15 protein-coding genes are annotated in these 17,045 nt (G+C 50.9%); 4 read left to right on the plus strand and 11 right to left on the minus strand.

Annotated features, from left to right (window positions below; translation table 11 throughout):
• Positions 1-4: 4 nt before the first annotated feature.
• The 9 genes from R50912_RS20770 to R50912_RS20810 all read right to left on the minus strand — a co-directional run bounded on the left by R50912_RS20770 (position 5) and on the right by R50912_RS20810 (position 10,838).
• Positions 5-271: a hypothetical protein gene (locus tag R50912_RS20770; protein WP_039308864.1), complete on the minus strand. Its 267-nt coding sequence runs from the start codon at positions 269-271 to the stop codon at positions 5-7.
• A 2-nt stretch (positions 272-273) separates the two neighbouring features.
• Complete coding sequence (gene nth / locus R50912_RS20775) at positions 274-984, minus strand: endonuclease III (protein WP_042138565.1); 711 nt, start codon at positions 982-984, stop codon at positions 274-276.
• A gap of 212 nt (positions 985-1,196) precedes the next feature.
• Positions 1,197-3,947: an S-layer homology domain-containing protein gene (locus R50912_RS20780; protein WP_042242892.1), complete on the minus strand. Its 2,751-nt coding sequence runs from the start codon at positions 3,945-3,947 to the stop codon at positions 1,197-1,199.
• An 82-nt stretch (positions 3,948-4,029) separates the two neighbouring features.
• A complete protein-coding gene (locus tag R50912_RS20785; protein ID WP_042237552.1) occupies positions 4,030-4,686 on the minus strand; it encodes a GerMN domain-containing protein in 657 nt (218 codons plus the stop codon).
• A gap of 109 nt (positions 4,687-4,795) precedes the next feature.
• Positions 4,796-6,238 (minus strand): N-acetylmuramoyl-L-alanine amidase family protein, encoded by a 1,443-nt coding sequence (locus tag R50912_RS20790; RefSeq protein WP_042237553.1) that lies wholly within the window; start codon positions 6,236-6,238, stop codon positions 4,796-4,798.
• Positions 6,239-6,401: 163 nt separating this feature from the next.
• Positions 6,402-7,976 (minus strand): N-acetylmuramoyl-L-alanine amidase family protein, encoded by a 1,575-nt coding sequence (locus tag R50912_RS20795; protein ID WP_042237555.1) that lies wholly within the window; start codon positions 7,974-7,976, stop codon positions 6,402-6,404.
• A 214-nt stretch (positions 7,977-8,190) separates the two neighbouring features.
• Complete coding sequence (gene leuD / locus R50912_RS20800) at positions 8,191-8,793, minus strand: 3-isopropylmalate dehydratase small subunit (protein WP_042237556.1); 603 nt, start codon at positions 8,791-8,793, stop codon at positions 8,191-8,193.
• 30 nt (positions 8,794-8,823) lie between these two features.
• Positions 8,824-10,248 (minus strand): 3-isopropylmalate dehydratase large subunit, encoded by a 1,425-nt coding sequence (gene leuC, locus R50912_RS20805; protein WP_042237558.1) that lies wholly within the window; start codon positions 10,246-10,248, stop codon positions 8,824-8,826.
• Positions 10,249-10,445: 197 nt separating this feature from the next.
• Positions 10,446-10,838, minus strand: a complete 393-nt coding sequence (locus tag R50912_RS20810) for a hypothetical protein (protein WP_042237560.1) — start codon at positions 10,836-10,838, stop codon at positions 10,446-10,448.
• Between the two features lie 245 nt (positions 10,839-11,083).
• Between R50912_RS20810 and R50912_RS20815 the strand changes: the two genes are divergently transcribed.
• Positions 11,084-11,995: a LysR family transcriptional regulator gene (locus tag R50912_RS20815; protein WP_042237562.1), complete on the plus strand. Its 912-nt coding sequence runs from the start codon at positions 11,084-11,086 to the stop codon at positions 11,993-11,995.
• An 84-nt stretch (positions 11,996-12,079) separates the two neighbouring features.
• On the opposite strand, the gene R50912_RS20820 is transcribed toward R50912_RS20815, so the two are convergent.
• A complete protein-coding gene (locus R50912_RS20820) occupies positions 12,080-12,277 on the minus strand; it encodes a hypothetical protein (RefSeq protein WP_042237564.1) in 198 nt (65 codons plus the stop codon).
• 441 nt (positions 12,278-12,718) lie between these two features.
• On the opposite strand from R50912_RS20820, the gene proB reads away from it, so the two are divergent.
• From proB to proC, 3 genes are all read left to right on the plus strand, one after another.
• Positions 12,719-13,822 (plus strand): glutamate 5-kinase, encoded by a 1,104-nt coding sequence (gene proB, locus R50912_RS20825; RefSeq protein WP_042237565.1) that lies wholly within the window; start codon positions 12,719-12,721, stop codon positions 13,820-13,822.
• Positions 13,823-13,916: 94 nt separating this feature from the next.
• The gene (locus R50912_RS20830; protein ID WP_042237566.1) at positions 13,917-15,164 is read left to right on the plus strand and encodes a glutamate-5-semialdehyde dehydrogenase; all 1,248 of its coding nucleotides are present in this window, start codon (positions 13,917-13,919) and stop codon (positions 15,162-15,164) included.
• Between the two features lie 92 nt (positions 15,165-15,256).
• Complete coding sequence (gene proC / locus R50912_RS20835; protein WP_042237567.1) at positions 15,257-16,123, plus strand: pyrroline-5-carboxylate reductase; 867 nt, start codon at positions 15,257-15,259, stop codon at positions 16,121-16,123.
• A gap of 102 nt (positions 16,124-16,225) precedes the next feature.
• Here the strand turns inward: proC and R50912_RS20840 are convergent, their stop codons facing one another.
• Positions 16,226-17,026 (minus strand): AAC(3) family N-acetyltransferase, encoded by an 801-nt coding sequence (locus R50912_RS20840; protein ID WP_042237568.1) that lies wholly within the window; start codon positions 17,024-17,026, stop codon positions 16,226-16,228.
• Between the last annotated feature and the right edge of the window lie 19 nt (positions 17,027-17,045).

Raw genomic sequence — 17,045 nt, forward strand, 5'->3', positions numbered from 1 at the left:
GCTATTAAGCTGTTTCCAGGACTGGAAGCAGGATTTCGAACACTTTACCGTGCTGCAGAATGGTAAGGCCGCGGGCTTTGTCCTTCATAACAACCACTTCAGGCTTCACGGACATACGTTCCAGGTAGAACTCAGGCACATCGCCGGAATGGCTGATTGTGATGCCCTCTACTTCCTGCTCTTCATTTTCTTCCATAGGGCTGTCCACCACACGGTCAAAAATATCGGAGAACGCTTCAAAATTATCGGTGTATACAGAAATGCACTTCATCTCTATCCCATCCTCTTCTTCATCTCTAAATCTTTGTTTGATTTCGTATGAACCTTATCTTTCCTGATTACAGCGGTTTTCATACGTTTTTTGCCTTCCCGGCATACATCCAGCAGCGGGCAGACCTGACATTGCGGATTCTGCGACTTACAGTGATAACGCCCGAAAAAGATCAGCCGGTGGTGCGTTAACGTCCATTCGTCACGCGGCACCGCCTTCATCAGCTTCTTCTCCACTTCCAGCACCGAATCTTTCCAGCCCGCAAGCGCGAGCCGTTTGGCTACCCGTTCCACATGAGTATCCACGGCAATGGCCGGTACGCCGAAAGCGTTGGATATGACCACATTCGCAGTCTTGCGGCCGACACCCGGTAAGGTTACCAGCAAATCATGGGCCTGAGGCACTTCTCCGCCATACTGCTCAATCAGAATGGAGCAGAGGTTCTGAATATGCTTGGCCTTGTTGCGAAATAAGCCAATCCGCCGGATATCCCGCTCGAGCTCTTCAAGCGGCACTGAAATGTAGTCGATTGGAGCCTTATACTTCTGAAACAGGTCCTCGGTCACCTTGTTCACTGTTGCGTCCGTACATTGGGCCGAGAGCAGCACCGCTATAGTTAGCTCAAAAGCGTTACTATGGTTCAGCTCGCAATGCGCATCAGGGAACATGCCTCCGATGGTATCCAGGATGTGGCGGACTTCTGCAACTTTCATAGCGTCCCCTCCACGGAGTACTTACACCCGCAGTTTCATACGGGCATAACTTCTCTAAATAAAAGAAATATAAGCAAAGAATACATTATATCGTATACTTCCATAGCGTTCAAGTGAACACAGCGCTGTCCTTATATTTCAAAAAAAACGTCTTGATTCAGGACAAAATCCTGAATCAAGACGGTGTTTCACACGGAAAATCACCAAAACGATTATTGTTTCACTATTTCCACGATCTTGTCGTTGTTGAAATACATTATAATATTATCATTTTCTTTGAGAGATTGCACGGGTAAAGTCGTGTCACCTTGATGAATATATGCATTTGCCGCAAGTACAAACTTATAATTTTCATTCAGAGTGGCGCGTTTGGTCATGACTTCACTCGTTGCACTCTCATAGCGTGCGAAGGTGCGGCTAAGCTGACTGAATACTGAAATAATAATTACTCCACTGGCATCCTTACGCGCTATCACACGGTCCGCTGTAGTAAGGCCACTCAGATCAGTAGTGGTTACACCGTCACGGGTAATTCTCACCCCAGCACTGGCGGCGAAATTCTGGGACACACCGGAATAATCCTTTACAGTGAAAGTTCTGGCTGCAGCGTCAACCGCAGAGACTTGACCGGAATACTGCTTAACCGATTGCATCGACAATGCTGTGGCTCCGTCAAAGTTAATATTCACATAATCGCCTGTCTTTATTTCACTAAGTGTGATTGTCTGGCCCGCCTCATTACTAAGAGGAACGGCCGCTACATAAATATCGCTGGTTCCGCTGCCTGACTTGACAGTGACTTTGTTAGTATTGGCATTCACTCCTGCAACCTCAAGCTGTACCGATGAGGCTACCCGCAGGACCGAAATTATCTCTTGATTGCCGGTGAGCACTGCAGTTACTGGTACATTCACCGAAACATCTGCCATAGTCGCACTGGTTTTGCCAAATATATCTACGTTAAGCGGATATCCCATGGTCATCAGCTGGCCATTGCTCATTTTGAAAACAATGGTCCTAGTCGAGGCATTAATGGCAGTCAGTATACCGGAATATTTGGTAGATAGCTCAACTGACAATGCCCGCTCATTAATCGAAGTCACATCTACTTTCCGGTTTTCGGCAAGCCTTGCACCCATACTGGTAATTGATGTTGTCGGGGTACCATCATAAGACATCTTAGTATTTGTATCGAGCTTGATTACATGTGCTTTGCCAAGATTATCAGTGAAGGTAAGGAATTGGGTCTTCGCGTTAAAATCAACCACTGTTGCTCCGGTAAACTGATTGATTTGCCGGCTGACCACCTCAATATGGGTCACCTGATCACTGCTGTTCAGCGTAAGCTGAACATTGTCTCCGCCTGTTTTATCAGAGATTAGATCACCTATCACAGGATTAGCCACATTTGGAATTACAATTACCGGTTTACTGGCCAGAAGTTTAACTTCACGGCTGCCATCTGTCTTTTGATAGACAATGGTAGAATCCGTCAACTCATATATAAAGCCCTTAACAGTACGCTCTATACCAGAAGTAACCTCTACAGAACGGATCAGGTTATCCTTGATCGTGTAGGAGACGGCAGCACCTGCCTTCAAATCAGCCGGCAGAAGAATGGAATTCTGGGAACTGAATAATGAAATCCCATCCTCCCACTTAAAGCTTTCCGTTGTTCCGTCTGTATTCTTGAACGTTATGCTCTTGGAAGCCGCATCTACATTCTGAATCGTGCCGGTTGCAGTCTTATTAACTACGCCAGAGGTCACTTGGACCTTCACCACTTTATGAGAACCGCTGAACGTTTCACGGGTCAATCTTATCTTGCTGCCTGCAGTAATCGATGACGGCTGGATCACTGTACCATTCACATCGGTGAATACAGTACCGGCATCATAGTCATACTGATCATAACCCAATGCTGAATCCACCCAGACAATACCTGAAGAGACCTTGGTAAAAGTACCCTCAGCCTGATCGAGTTGTTGTGTCGGATCAGTCAGCTCTACATAAGCTGCGCTATACGTTGCACCGATAACGGTCACTTTGGTGTAGGGCTGTATCTCGTTCAGAGAGATGCGGGTCTCTGAAGTACTTGTGAAATAAGCAGTGTTCGCATTCAAAGTGAAGTCCGTAGTGCTGCCGTTACTAAATAGTGTCAGCTTGCCGTCTTTCAGTGAACTTACCGTTCCTTTGAATGTATTATCGTAGTCAAGCGTGTTGTGCGCCTCAGCACGGCTGAAGAAGGTGGCAAGCTGGGCACGGGTTACTGCGCCCTGCGGGTCGAAGCGGTTGCCGTCCAGTCCGTTGGCCAGGCCTAGATCAACTGCGGTGTTAATATAGCCGCGCTTATTCGCAGATACCTTGGAATCATCGGCAAAACCGGTCGGTTCACCCGCTGCCGCTGCTGCAGATGCACTCTTACCCAGTGCCCGGACCAGTAATTCTGCAACCCACTCTCGGCTGGCCTTGCGTTCTCCCCAAGAGATCTTCAGGTTATCTACAGCCATTTCTACCGTCTTATCCAGCAGTCCCTGCTGAAATGCTAGCACAACATAAGGCTTGTAATAGTTAGTTACCATGAAATCAGCAGGAAGAACCACATCTGTGCTTGTGTTTACGTTGCCCTGCAGTTTCATAAAGCGCAGCGCCATCAGAACAGCCTCTTGCTGGGTAACGGAGTCACCCGGACGGAATAAGCCGTTATTACCGACAACAATACCTTGGGAAGCCAGCTTGTAAATATGCTTTTCGGCCCAGAAGCCCGTTTTAACATCACTAAATATCCCTGCAGCTGTTGCTGCACTCTGGGTAGTTACCGCTGCAATTGGTGTTCCGGTTGAGGTACTGTCGGCAAACACCGCTCCTGTACCGCCAAGCACCATAGTGCCGGCCAGAACAGCGGACACCGCTTTAGCAGAATAAGACTGAACCTTACGCTTTAATTTTTTGTGACCGGACAATTCGATATTCCCCTCTCCATGGCTTATCTGAATTTCTATGTTGGCTATTTCGTCAGCCATTAGCCTAATTCCTGCGTAATGCTTACAATCCGTTATTCTCTCGGGTCATTGGATGCACGAGGTCCACATGTCCCATCAGGCTCTCGACTTGTTCTCCGTCTACCAGAACATCGATATTCTTCACTTCTTCAAACTGGAAGAAGGTCTTGGATAACGCGCTGATTGCCAGGGCTTCACCGCCTGCACCAAGCTGTGCTTCATCCGGCTTATGAATATCCAGAACAATCTGTCCATTCGTGAATTCCAGAGATTTCAGCTCAATTTTGCTCCAAAGCGGAATCTGGTCGGCATTCTTGCTGCTCTGGAGAGACTTAAAGGCCTCTGAGTATTTTTCTTTGGCATCTGTGAAGCTGACAGAGACTTCGGCCGCCACCAGATCAGTCTGCTGAGGATCTGTATAATAGACCTGGATATTCTGGCTTTGCTTCTCTGGCGCTGCCGGCTGCTCAGTAGCTACAGGAGCTTCCGTAGCTGCAGGCTCCGGCGTACTTGTAGCCTGAGGTGCATTAGTGCTATTAGCACTGCTGGCGTTCCCTGCGTCCCCTTCCGCTCCGCTCGATACGGCGGATGAATCCTGTCCGGCTGCATCGGCCGGTGAGGCGGTTGGTTTGTCACCGCATCCCGAAATTACTGCGAGCAGTAATACTGCTATACCTGCATATGTCAATTTCTTGTTCATCACTAAATAACCCCCTCCATATGAATACGGGCGGGACAGGGCCGCAAAGTCTCTTTGACCCCAATCCATGGCCGAAATCCGACTTTGCGGCCCTGGCTACCGCCCGTTGTTATTGAACCCCGAGATATTCCTTAATCCCGCTTACCATTGATGCAGCAACTTTGTTCTGAAGTGATTCCGTGAACAGAAGTGCCTCATCATTCTTGTTGCTGAGGTAGCCAACTTCAAGCAGTACCGCAGGCATCGTTGTCTCGCGTATAACGTGGAAGTTGCCGTAACGTACGCCCCGGTTACTAAGTCCGGTAGCCTGTACAAGATACTTGTGCATCACATTCGCCAGAGCCTTGCTGGCTTCGCGCTGATAGTAGGTCTCCGTTCCGCTTGCTGCGGAAGAGCCGCTGCTGTTGGCATGGACAGAGATGAATAAATCAGCCTTGAGGTTGTTAGCAATTGCCGCCCTGTCCTTCAGTTCAAGGAAGGTGTCATCACTGCGGGTCAGAACCACGTCAATTTTGTTCTCCTGCTTCAGCAGCTCCGCCGCCTTCAGAATAACAGCCAGATTGAAATTCTTCTCGTATTTACCGGTAACACCAACGGCCCCGGAATCCTTGGCGCCATGCCCGGCATCGAGCACCACCAGTTTACGCCCGCTGTTGCCGGGCTGTGTAGAAGTATCTCCAGTGCTCTGCGCATTCAAATCAATGACAATCAGCTTGGAGACATCGCCCGAAACTTCAACGCTATAATTTCTCGAAGTAGTAAGGTCAATTACAAAACGTACAGTGTACGGGGCGGTACTATAGAGCGAGTAACGCACACCGGATACATCCGGATAATCAGTAACCGTAAGCATACCGTTCAGGTTGGGATCCAGCTGTTGTCCTGTACCGAATACATCCGAGAAAGTGGCATTCGGCAAGTCAATTACAATCCGGTCCGGTCCGCTCACTTTGGAAACCATCGGCTGGGTGTTGCCCTCAAGTGCAATGGTTAGCCTGTTCTCATTGAAGCTGATTCCGTTAATCATGCTCAGGCCGCTTGCCGCATCATCCGGCGGGACTACAACAGTTCCCCCGTCTCCGTTACTTCCACCTGTTTCTGTGTTAGTATCCGGGATTTCCGGGGTAATAAGATCTACAATCTTATTCGTATTGTCCCATTTGACTGTAAGGCCAAACTGCTCTCCGATGAATCTGATCGGCACGAGAGTTGTACCGTTCCGCAGAAGCGGTGACGTCGTCAAGATCACGGTCTTACCGTCTACGGAGGCTGCAGTCTGATTAACGATCAGCTGCATAGTCTTACCTTGCTGTTCAATCGTAACGGTCTTGCTTGTCTGATTCCAGTTCACCTTGTATCCAAGGTTCTCAGCGATCATTCTTAGCGGTACCATAATGGAGTTGTTTACATTTTCCACCGGAACATCCTGCCCTGCGGTCAGTTCCTGTCCATCCAGGAAAATCTTGTTGGTAGCCGCAGCAGCTTGTCCTTGCCCCGGCAGAATCACAACAAAGAACAACAGCAGCAACAGCATACAAGCAAATTTCTTCATTCTTCACCTCTAAGACTCTAGTATTCCGCCCCCAAACGAGCGTTCTTGGTGCAATCCTACTGACAATCTTCGACATAGTTTAGACGCCCGATGAACCTAAAAGTTGCGAATAAATACCATTAAAAATCAGGACTCTTCACACGCAGCTCCCTTGCCACGTTATTTAAAGCCCAAGATATTCTTTAATTCCCGCCACAATTTCCCGTGCCAGATTATTTTGCATCTGCTCGCTGTACATAGCCGCTTCATTTCCCGGATTCGTCAGATAACCTGCCTCCAGCAGTACGGCTGGCATGCTTGTCTCTCTGGTGACATGCAGACTCTTCGATCTGACGCCGTTATCTTTGAATCCTGTACCGGCAACCAGATGCTTTTGCATGATTTGGGCAAGCGGAAGACTTTCGCTGCGGCTGTAATAGGTTTCACTGCCATTGACTTTGTCACGGTTCGGATACCCTACATCCAACGAATTCCCATGCAGCGAAACAAACAGCGTAGCCTTTGCGGCTTCAGCAGTTTTCACTCGGTCCTGCAGACCGAGAGTAACATCAGATGTTCGTGTGTATACAACATTCGCCCAACCCTCTTGTGTCAGAATCGCTCCAACTTTAAGGATAACCGCAAGATTGAAGTCTTTTTCCGCTTTGCCTGTGAGACTGATTGCTCCCGGCTGTGTGCCTCCATGACCTGCATCAAGCGCTACAATTGGCTTGCCGGTAAGTCCTGTATTCACCGGTGTACCAGCTCCGCTATTCTCCGTATTGAGATCTACTGTCACCAGCCCTGTACTGTCATCCGTACTCAGCTGGTAATTCTGGCTGCCTGCGGTTTGGATTACGAACCGGACCGTAGAAGGACTGGTGCTAAATAGCGCATAGCGTATTTCAGATACCAGCGGGTAACCGCTTACGTCCAGCCTTCCCTGCGGACTGCCGCTGGCAGATACCCCCGGAAAGCTACCGCTGAAATCAGAGGCAAACGCAGCTCCCTGAAAATCAACTACAATCCGGTCAGGTCCGGTAATCTTGGTTACCGTAGGCTTGGCACCTCCGGCAACCGCAACAATAAGACGGTTCTCACTGAATACAGCCCCCTTAACAGTCGGGGACGTAACTGCTGGAGTCGGAGAGGCCGTAATGCTGCCCTCGACCTCTTCAGGAATCTCTGTATTGGTCTGAGGCTGCGGTGTCGGAGCAGGGGATTGCACTGCCACCACAGGGCCTGGAGAGGTTGCAGGCGCCACGGTAGCTGAAGGCAGAGGATCTGCAGATACAGGTGTATCCAGAGTTATTCCGCCGCTTAAGTAAACTGTTTTGTCGGAATTATCCCAGCCGACACTGAGTCCGAACTGTTCACTCACGAAACGGATAGGAACCAGTACCGTACCGCCATTCTGCTTGGGAGCGGCATTCAGCAGCAGACTTACGCCATCGGCTTCAGCCGTCTTGCTACCTACTGCAAGCTGTACCGTCTTGCCGTCCTGCTGGACGGTTACTTTGCGGGTGGTCTGCTCCCAGAGCACTTCAAAACCAAGATTCTCCACCACCACCCGGATTGGAATCATAACGCTTCCATTCACGTTTTCAAGGATGACCCCTTTGGGCAGCGCAAGCTCCTTACTGTCCATTACAATCCTTCCCTGGCTGCTTGCGGCAGCGGCAGTATCATGAACGGGGAATGACAGTAACAAGAGCGGCAGCAGCAGTAGGAATAACATCCGTTGTCCGGCTTTCTTCATCCTTTCCTCTCCTTTTGTCAATTGATAGAACCATAGATAAGATTAAGACGACAGAAATCTCCAAAAGTTGCCTTCACAGGCAATGAATATATCGATTATAGCAAAAAAACTTCTATTTCCGACACCGGAAATAGAAGTTTTGTGTAAAAATTGTAAAGTTTACGAATTCTTCGCCAGATGTTCACTCTCTTCCCTGCAAGCATCCCGACATTGCTTAGCCGAAAAGCTTGGCAGCATGACGTTCTTCGTACGCTGCAATCTCATCTGCATGCTGAAGCGTCAGACCGATATCATCCAATCCCTGCAGGAGAAACTGGCGGCGGTGCTCATCCAGTTCAAACGTAATGGCAAGGCCGTATTCATCGCTCAATCTGTTGTTCTCCAAATCTACGGTCAGTGTATAGCCTTCATGCTCTGCGGTACGGCTGAACAGGTCATCCACCTGTGTTTCCGACAGCTTAATCGGCAGAATGCCGTTCTTGAAGCAGTTGTTATAGAAGATGTCGGCATAGGACGGGGCGATTACCACTCTGAACCCGTAATCCAGGATAGCCCAAGGCGCATGCTCCCGGGAGGAGCCGCAGCCGAAGTTCGCACGCGAGATCAGCACGGATGCTCCCTGATAGCGCGGCTTGTTCATCTCAAACGCTGCATTATCATTTCCTGCTTCATCAAAACGCCATTCGTAAAAAAGAAATTGTCCAAACCCGGTACGCTCGATCCGTTTCAGGAATTGCTTCGGAATGATTGCATCCGTATCTACATTAACCCGGTCTACCGGGGCTACGACACCTGTTAATTTTTTAAATTCTTCCATTTTCTGTGTCCTCCTGCTCTCTCAATTATTCTATGAGTTGACGGCTTCCGTCTTGTAATTCCAGTCGCGGACATCGGTGAACCGTCCTTTAATTGCAGCCGCAGCCGCCATGGCAGGAGAGACCAGATGCGTGCGTCCGCCGCGTCCCTGGCGTCCTTCAAAGTTACGGTTGGAGGTCGATGCGCAGCGTTGTCCAGGCTGCAGAACATCCGGATTCATGGCCAGGCACATACTGCAGCCTGCTTCACGCCATTCAAAACCGGCTTCTGTGAAGACCTTGTCCAGACCTTCCTTCTCAGCCTGCAGCTTAACGCGTCCGGAGCCCGGTACAACAATTGCCGTCACCTTATCGGATACCTTATGGCCTTTGGCTACTTGAGCCGCAGCCCGCAAATCCTCAATCCGGCCATTGGTGCAGGAGCCAATGAAGACATAGTCAATACCGATTTCAGAGATAGGCGTACCTGGAGCCAAATCCATATATTCAAGCGCTTTTTCAGCGGCTTTACGTTCGTTCTCAGTGGTGAAGTCTGCAGGATTCGGCACACTGGAGTTAATGTCCGTACCCATTCCCGGGCTGGTGCCCCAGGTAACCTGCGGAATCAGCGTTTCTACATCGAATTCCACTATGGTGTCATATTGTGCGCCTTCATCGCTTACGAGACCTTTCCAGATCTCCACAGCAGCATCATACGCTTCGCCTTGCGGCACATATTGACGTCCGCGCAGATAGTCGAATGTAGTCTCGTCAGGTGCGATCAGGCCGGCTCTCGCTCCGCCTTCGATCGACATATTACAGACTGTCATGCGTTCTTCCATCGACAGTTCACGGATTGCTTCGCCTGTATATTCGATAACATAACCAGTGGCAAAATCCGTACCGTATTTGGCGATGACGCCGAGAATCATATCCTTGGCGGTCACTCCCGGATTACGGTTACCCGTAAAGCGTACTTCCATTGTCTTCGCCTTGGACTGCTGCAGACACTGGGTCGCAAGCACATGTTCAACTTCGCTGGTGCCGATCCCGAAGGCTAGCGCACCAAACGCTCCGTGTGTGGAGGTGTGACTGTCCCCGCAGACAATGGTCTTGCCGGGATGTGTCAGGCCAATTTCCGGCCCCATAACGTGTACAACACCCTGATCAATATCATTCAGATCGAACAGTCTGACACCGAAATCACGGCAGTTCTGTGAAAGGGTATCTATCTGCTGCTTGGAGATCGGATCTGTAATATTGTAGCGGTCCTTGGTAGGCACGTTATGATCCATAGTCGCGAAAGTAAGCCCCGGACGGCGGACCGGACGGCCGCTCAAGCGCAATCCTTCAAAGGCCTGTGGAGAAGTAACCTCATGAACCAGATGCAGATCGATATAGATGATACTTGGCTTGCCTTCCTCTTGATGAATAACGTGATTTTCCCAAATCTTTTCAAACATTGTCTTGTTGCCCATGAATTTCACCTCATATAGTAGAATCGTTCCATTTGGATGAGAGCGTGGAGTCTCTCTTGAATGTTCTAAATATAACATCAGTACGTTTATAATTCCAAGATATGATTTCTATAGCACTTATAGGTTCATCCTATAGCGCGCGCCTGCAGTACAACCGCCGAAAGTAGTTCCTTACTCTTTTAGCTTCTGCTGTTTCCTTATTGATACGTACCCGCAATGATTCCACGCTGAATGTCCATTTCCAGCTTAATCTCATTAAAAACATCTTCCAGTGTCCTGCTCGGAAGCAGTGTGTTCTGCCTGATATGACTGAGTACGACAGCCGTGCTCCGCTCGAATTTGTGATAATGTTCGCTTTTGACATTGACGAGAACTTGGCTGCAGAGAGCGGTTAATTGCAGGTAATCCGCCAGCACATGCTTCTGCATATAGGCCTGATGAGGCTGTGGCTTAGACCAGAAGCCGGTCTCCCCGTATAGATAGTTATGATTCTCATCCAATGGCTCGATGGCCGAATTATTATGAATAAAATACCCCAGCTGTTCTTCGAGCTCGTCAAATGATTGTATTAATCTTGCCAGAACGCCCATAATACCCCCCCCCGTTTATTTCGAAGAACGTATGCCTAGAGCATGCATAAGGGCTCCTGAAGAATAATTTAAGTATATCCTTATGTTCAAAATAAAGATATTTAATATGCAGATTATGTAAGATTATCAACCTGCTGAAGCACACCACTCTCTTCGCTGCCAAACATCCACCTATACTAAATCGGATATCTATAGGTTATACTTATAGACAGATTATCCATTCTTTTTAATAAAGGAGCCTATCCGTGGAACTCAGACAATTGCAGTACACACTTCAGATCGCTGCAGAAAGAAACTTCTCACGAGCAGCAGACAAGCTGCATATTGCCCAGCCCTCCTTAAGCCAGCAGCTCTCCAAACTGGAAAAAGAGCTGGGTGTTCTTCTCTTCCAGCGTAATACCAGCTCCGTTGAGCTGACCTATGCCGGGGAGAAATTCGTTGAGCAGGCCCAGGCGATCATTGATGCCGTGGAGCTGCTGCGCCAGGAAATGTCCGATATCTCCCAGCTGCGGACCGGACGGGTCGTGGTAGGCAGCATGCCGATCACTGGTGCGCACCTGCTCCCGCATGTACTGCCGGTATTCAAAAGTACATATGCCGAGGTTGAAATCACCCTGCTGGAGGACTCCTCTATGAATCTGGAGAAGCTGACCGCCAGCGGCCAGACGGATCTAAGCCTGCTCTCCCTGCCGCTGGAGATTCCGACTCTGGCTTATGAGGTCCTTGGCGAGGAACGGATCGATCTGGCGGTCCCGCCTGAGCATCCGTTGGCAGCGCGGAGTGCTCTGGGTATCCGCACCTCACTGCATGAGCTTAAGAATGAACCGTTCATCGTGCTCAAAGAAGGTCAGGGCTTCCGTAAAATGACCGTTGAACTCTGCCGTGAAGCCGGTTTTGAGCCGCAGATTGTATTTGAAAGCAATAATATGGAGACCGTTCAGTCGCTTGTAGCCACCGGGATGGGTGTAACGCTGGTGCCCCATTTCATCGCACGTGCTCCGAGGAGTGAATTTGTACCTGTCTACCTGCCTTTGGCCGATCCGGTACCCAGCCGTACCCTGGTGGTCGCTTACCGGCGCGGACGCTACTTATCCCGGGCCGCTGAAGCTTTCATTGAAACCTTCAAAGCAACGGTTGCCGGACTGGCGGACGAATAAACAGCAGAACAATGCAAATACCCATCCGGCACCTGTCTGGAAGCCGGATGGGCATTTGCTGTATTTTTCGCGGGAAGTAATTATTTATTTGCGCAAATTATGCTGCGTGATCAGGCGGTTCTGATCATCCGGCAGACGGCCTGTACTCTCATCAACCGGTCCCCTAGTGCGGGTATCCCCGGCCTTATCCTCGACAAACTCTCTGATCGCCTTATTTTGAACTTCAGCGGCTTCTTTGGCATTTTGCTTCTGTTCCTGCTGGATATTAGTGCTCTTACTCAATTCAATCCACCTCCTGGTAACAGATTATAAATACTTTACCCGCCCCCCTGAAGATCAAACATTAATTTTGCTCCCCTCCATCCCAAAAAAATTCGCAGGACGGCTCTTTGCAAACCCTGCTTGGCCATGGTATCCTAAATGACAAATAGTGAAACGTGCAGACGGGACCAGTAAGAATTGACAATGATTCGCGCGCAGAGAGTAAATTCCGGAAGGCTGGGAGAATTTACCGCGGATGTCCATTCCGAATCCTACCCCCGAGCGGCCTGCCCAGCAGGACGGATACTCCCGTTACGAGAATGAAGTCGGATGAACCCTCATCAATGAAGGTGGTACCGCGGAAGTTAACCAAGCTTTCGTCCTTTGCTAAGTCTAAGGATGGGGGCTTTTTGTCATTTTCGGGCTTACAGCGATTGAAATTTGAGAGGAAAGTGAAAGACAATGACGACAAGAATCGTGGTCAAAATCGGCAGCAGCTCACTGAGCGGCCCTGAGGGCGGATTGAACCGGTCTGCGGTCGCCTTCTTCGCCGCCGAGATTGCCGCACTCCGTAAGCAAGGCTGTGAAGTTCTTCTGGTTACCTCAGGAGCGGTGGCGGCCGGATTCCGTGCTATCGGCTATCCGTCCCGCCCCAAGCTGCTGCACGAGAAGCAGGCCGCAGCAGCGGTAGGACAGGTTATGCTCATGCAGGCTTATCAAGAAGCCTTTGCCGGGCACAGTATTCCTACAGCACAGATTCTTCTGACACGCACGGACTTCTGCAGCCGCCGCGCCATGAACAACGCCATGATGACTGTGGAGGAACTGCTTCGGCAGGGCGCAGTACCCGTGTTCAACGAGAATGACACTGTATCGGTAGACGAATTGAAATTCGGTGATAATGATACCCTGTCGGCGCTCGTCGCCAATCTCCTGAAGGCCTCACGGCTGTTGGTCCTGACGGATATGGACGGCGTATACAGCGGGGACCCTCGCAAGCATCCGGATGCAGTCCGGTATCAGCATATAGAAGAGATTACACCGGAGATCTATGCTATTGCAGGCGGCGCTGGCTCAAGCGTAGGCACTGGCGGCATGCGTTCGAAGATCGATGCTGCCAAGATTGCCACTCGGGGAGGCGTTCCTGTCTTTGTAGGCAGAGTTACGGAGCCTGGTGATCTTTCACTGGCAGCTGAAGGCACAGGCAAAGGCACATATTTTGCCACAACCCTCTCCTCCCTGCCTGTCAAGAAACAATGGCTTGGATTCATGTCCACCCCGCTGGGCTCCCTGTATGTTGACGACGGCGCGGTAGAAGCTCTGCTCCATGGAGGCCATAGCCTGCTGCCGGTCGGGGTCAGACGAATCGAGGGCAGCTTCCATTCCGGAGATGTTGTAGAAGTACTCGGCCCGGATGCCAAACTGCTAGGACGGGGCATCGTCAATTATGATGATACCCAGCTCCGCAGCATCCAGGGGCTTCCCAGCCGCGAGGTTGTCCCAAGACTCGGCGAAGTGCACCGGCTCGAGGTTATCCACCGCGACGAATGGATCACACTTCGGTAAGCTCACCATACTTAGCGTATGCTTTCAAAATGAGTTTTGTACGAATCAGTTTCATAGATGCATAATGCCAACATAACTTTTAGGGGGAATCGTCATGAGTGAAGTGGTAAACAAAACGACGCTGGCCAAAGCGACCACAGGGGTACTCGCAAGCTTGACTACCGGTCAGAAGAATGAAGCGCTGCTTGTCATGGCCGCAGCCCTGCGCGCTGAAGCGGATTATCTTATTGCCGCCAACGCCGAGGACTTGAATCGCGGGCGGCTAAACGGCACACCGGAGTCGATGCTCGACCGGCTGGCACTGGATGCAGGCCGGATTGATAGCATAGCCGAAGGCTTGCGGCAGATCGCCGTACTGCCGGATCCGATTGGTGACAATCTGGAAACCATCGAACGCCCGAACGGCCTTTTCATCGAGAAGGTCCGCGTTCCGCTTGGCGTTATCGGCATCATCTATGAGGCCCGTCCGAACGTAACCGTTGACGCTGCGGGCCTGTGCCTCAAAACTGGCAATGCCGTGGTCCTGCGCGGCGGCTCGTCCGCTCTTTCCTCTAACCGTGCGATCGCAGAGGTACTGCACCGAGCTTTGGCGGGAACTGCAGTGCCGCCTGATGCCCTTCAGCTGATCGAAGATCCGGACCGTTCCTCTGTGGATGAAATGCTGAAGCTGAATGGTCTGCTGGATGTCATCATTCCGCGCGGCGGAAGTTCACTCATTCAGAATGTCGTGCTTAACGCCACGGTACCGGTAATTGAAACAGGTGCAGGCATATGCCATACTTATCTGGATGCCACTGCCGAACCCGGGATGGCGCAGCGGATCAGCCTGAATGCGAAGGCGCAGCGTCCTTCTGTCTGCAACTCTATGGAGACCTTGCTCGTTCACCGTGATTTTGCCGCCAATCACCTGCCGGCTTTGGCGGAGGCCTTCCGCGGTGTCCATGTGGAGTTACGCGGCTGTCCGGCTACAATCGCTCTTGTCCCTTGGGCTCTGCCGGTTACACCGCAGGATTTCGCCACGGAATACAATGACTATATTCTCAATGTCAAAATCGTGGACACTCTTGAAACGGCTCTCGGGCATATCGCTGAGTACAGTACCAAACATTCCGAGTGCATTGTGACCGAGGATGCCGCGAATGCCGCCCATTTCCTGCAGGAAGTGGATGCTGCCGCTGTATATCATAACGCGTCCACCCGATTCACTGACGGCTTTGAATTCGGCTTTGGTGCCGAAATCGGGATCAGCACCCAGAAGCTGCACGCCCGCGGCCCGATGGGGCTGCCTGCGCTGACTTCATGCAAGTACATTATCCATGGCTCCGGCCAAATAAGGGGATAAGCAAGTGGCTTCGGATACAAGTTTTAGGGGAAGCAGAAGCGGGAAACTGCAGAGATCCTAAGCTAACATAACTTTTAGGGGGACTACCAGCCATGTGTCAGCAACCATCCATTCCACTTCTCAATATTAATATCGTTTTTTATGGCGCAGGCTCGATGGCTGAGGCAATTGTGCGCGGAATGATCACCCGGAACGTAGTGGAATCCGGCAAAATCATCATGCTAAACCGCAGCAGCAGCGAACGTCTGGCTGAACTACGCAGCCGTTATGGTGTTCTGGGTTACAATGCTCCTGAGCAAAAAACAGAAGCTCTGCGTACAGCTCCTGTAATTGTGCTTGCGATGAAACCTAAGGATGCTGCAGAAGCCTTGCGTAATCTGGGCCCGCTGCTGTCACCGGATCAGCTCGTGATCTCCGTGATTGCCGGACTTACGATCCGCACCATACAGGGTCTGCTGGGTACACAGCAGCCTGTAGTCCGCTCGATGCCCAACACCTCCAGCTCCATCGGACTGGGTGCAACCGGCATAGCCTTCTCCAGGGAGGTTGACGAGCAGAGCCGCCGCACAGCCCTTAATATCTTCGAAGCTGTCGGGTTAACAGCCGTAATTGATGAGGAGCGGATGGAAACCTTAACAGGAATTTCCGGCAGCGGACCGGCCTATATCTACTACATGATGGAGGCCATGATTGCCGCCGGCATCCGCGGCGGACTGCCGGTTGAGCAGAGCCGCGAGCTTACGGTTCAGACCGTGCTGGGAGCTGCCCGGATGGTGCAGCAGACGGGTGAAGAACCTGCCGCGCTCCGCAAGAAGGTCACCTCGCCGAACGGCTCTACCCAAGCCGCGATTGAAGTGCTGGAACGCGGAGATTTTTTCGAAACGGTCATCGCTGCAGTTAACCGCTGTGCCGAGCGTTCCCGTGAAATGGGATCGGCTTTGGAGAAAGAGCTGCAATAATTCTTTAGCATTTGTTCATGTTACATTAACCCTATCTCCACAAAACAGCCCGCAGACCGCTTCCCTGAAGCATCTGCGGGCTATTTGTTGTCTGCCTTCCCCCTACCTGTGCTGCTCCATCCAAACCGTTGCCCAATCTACCAATGACCTGAGTTCCATTAATCTTACCTCTGCATTCCCGGCCCGGTGAATCTGCAGATTCACCGCCTGCTCATACTCCTGCCCCAATGGGACAAAATCACTGTCATCCACTGCCTGTGTCGGGTAAGTTAACCACTCGCGGACACCATTCACCAAAACAGCACTGCTCTCATTAACCATCTGCTTCCCCGGATAGTCAGCTCGGGTCTCGGCCAGATGCAGCGATGTATTCTTGTCATAGCCTACGCCCATCAGAAGAATATGCCCGTTCAGCTGATACAATTTGTCCAGGGGTGAACCGGCGCCAAAGATATTGCTCAGATCATGGTCTTTTACCAGATACTCCGCATGTTTGCCGAGCGCGGCAAAAGAACGGGCCGGATGATCCGATCTGGTGGCTCCCGGCCATTTCCGGAACATTTCTGCCACTACTCCCATCCCGATCGCCGGAGTAACTTCCTTGTCGTACGCAGGCCAGTGCTTACGAATGAGCGGCCACCACTCCGCAGGCTCTTCCCAGTGCACCCCGGTCTCAGGATCGAGATTCTTCCAGGTCTGCGAAGGCATCATCAGGGTGCCGTTCACACCGACAAGCTCCAGCAGCGCACGAATTAACGTCTCCGCCCCGCCAATCACGAAACCCAGTCGGCTGAGGGATACATGTACTATCAAGCTCTGTCCTTCCTTGATCCCGCAAGCCCTTAATTGTTCCACCAGCTCTTCCTTTGTAAGAATCTGCCTGGGTTCTTTACGTTCGGTCATACGCTCCACTCCCTTTTCT

Origin of the sequence: Paenibacillus sp. FSL R5-0912 (genome assembly GCF_000758605.1) — a bacterium.
Taxonomy (GTDB): Bacteria; Bacillota; Bacilli; order Paenibacillales; family Paenibacillaceae; genus Paenibacillus_AQ.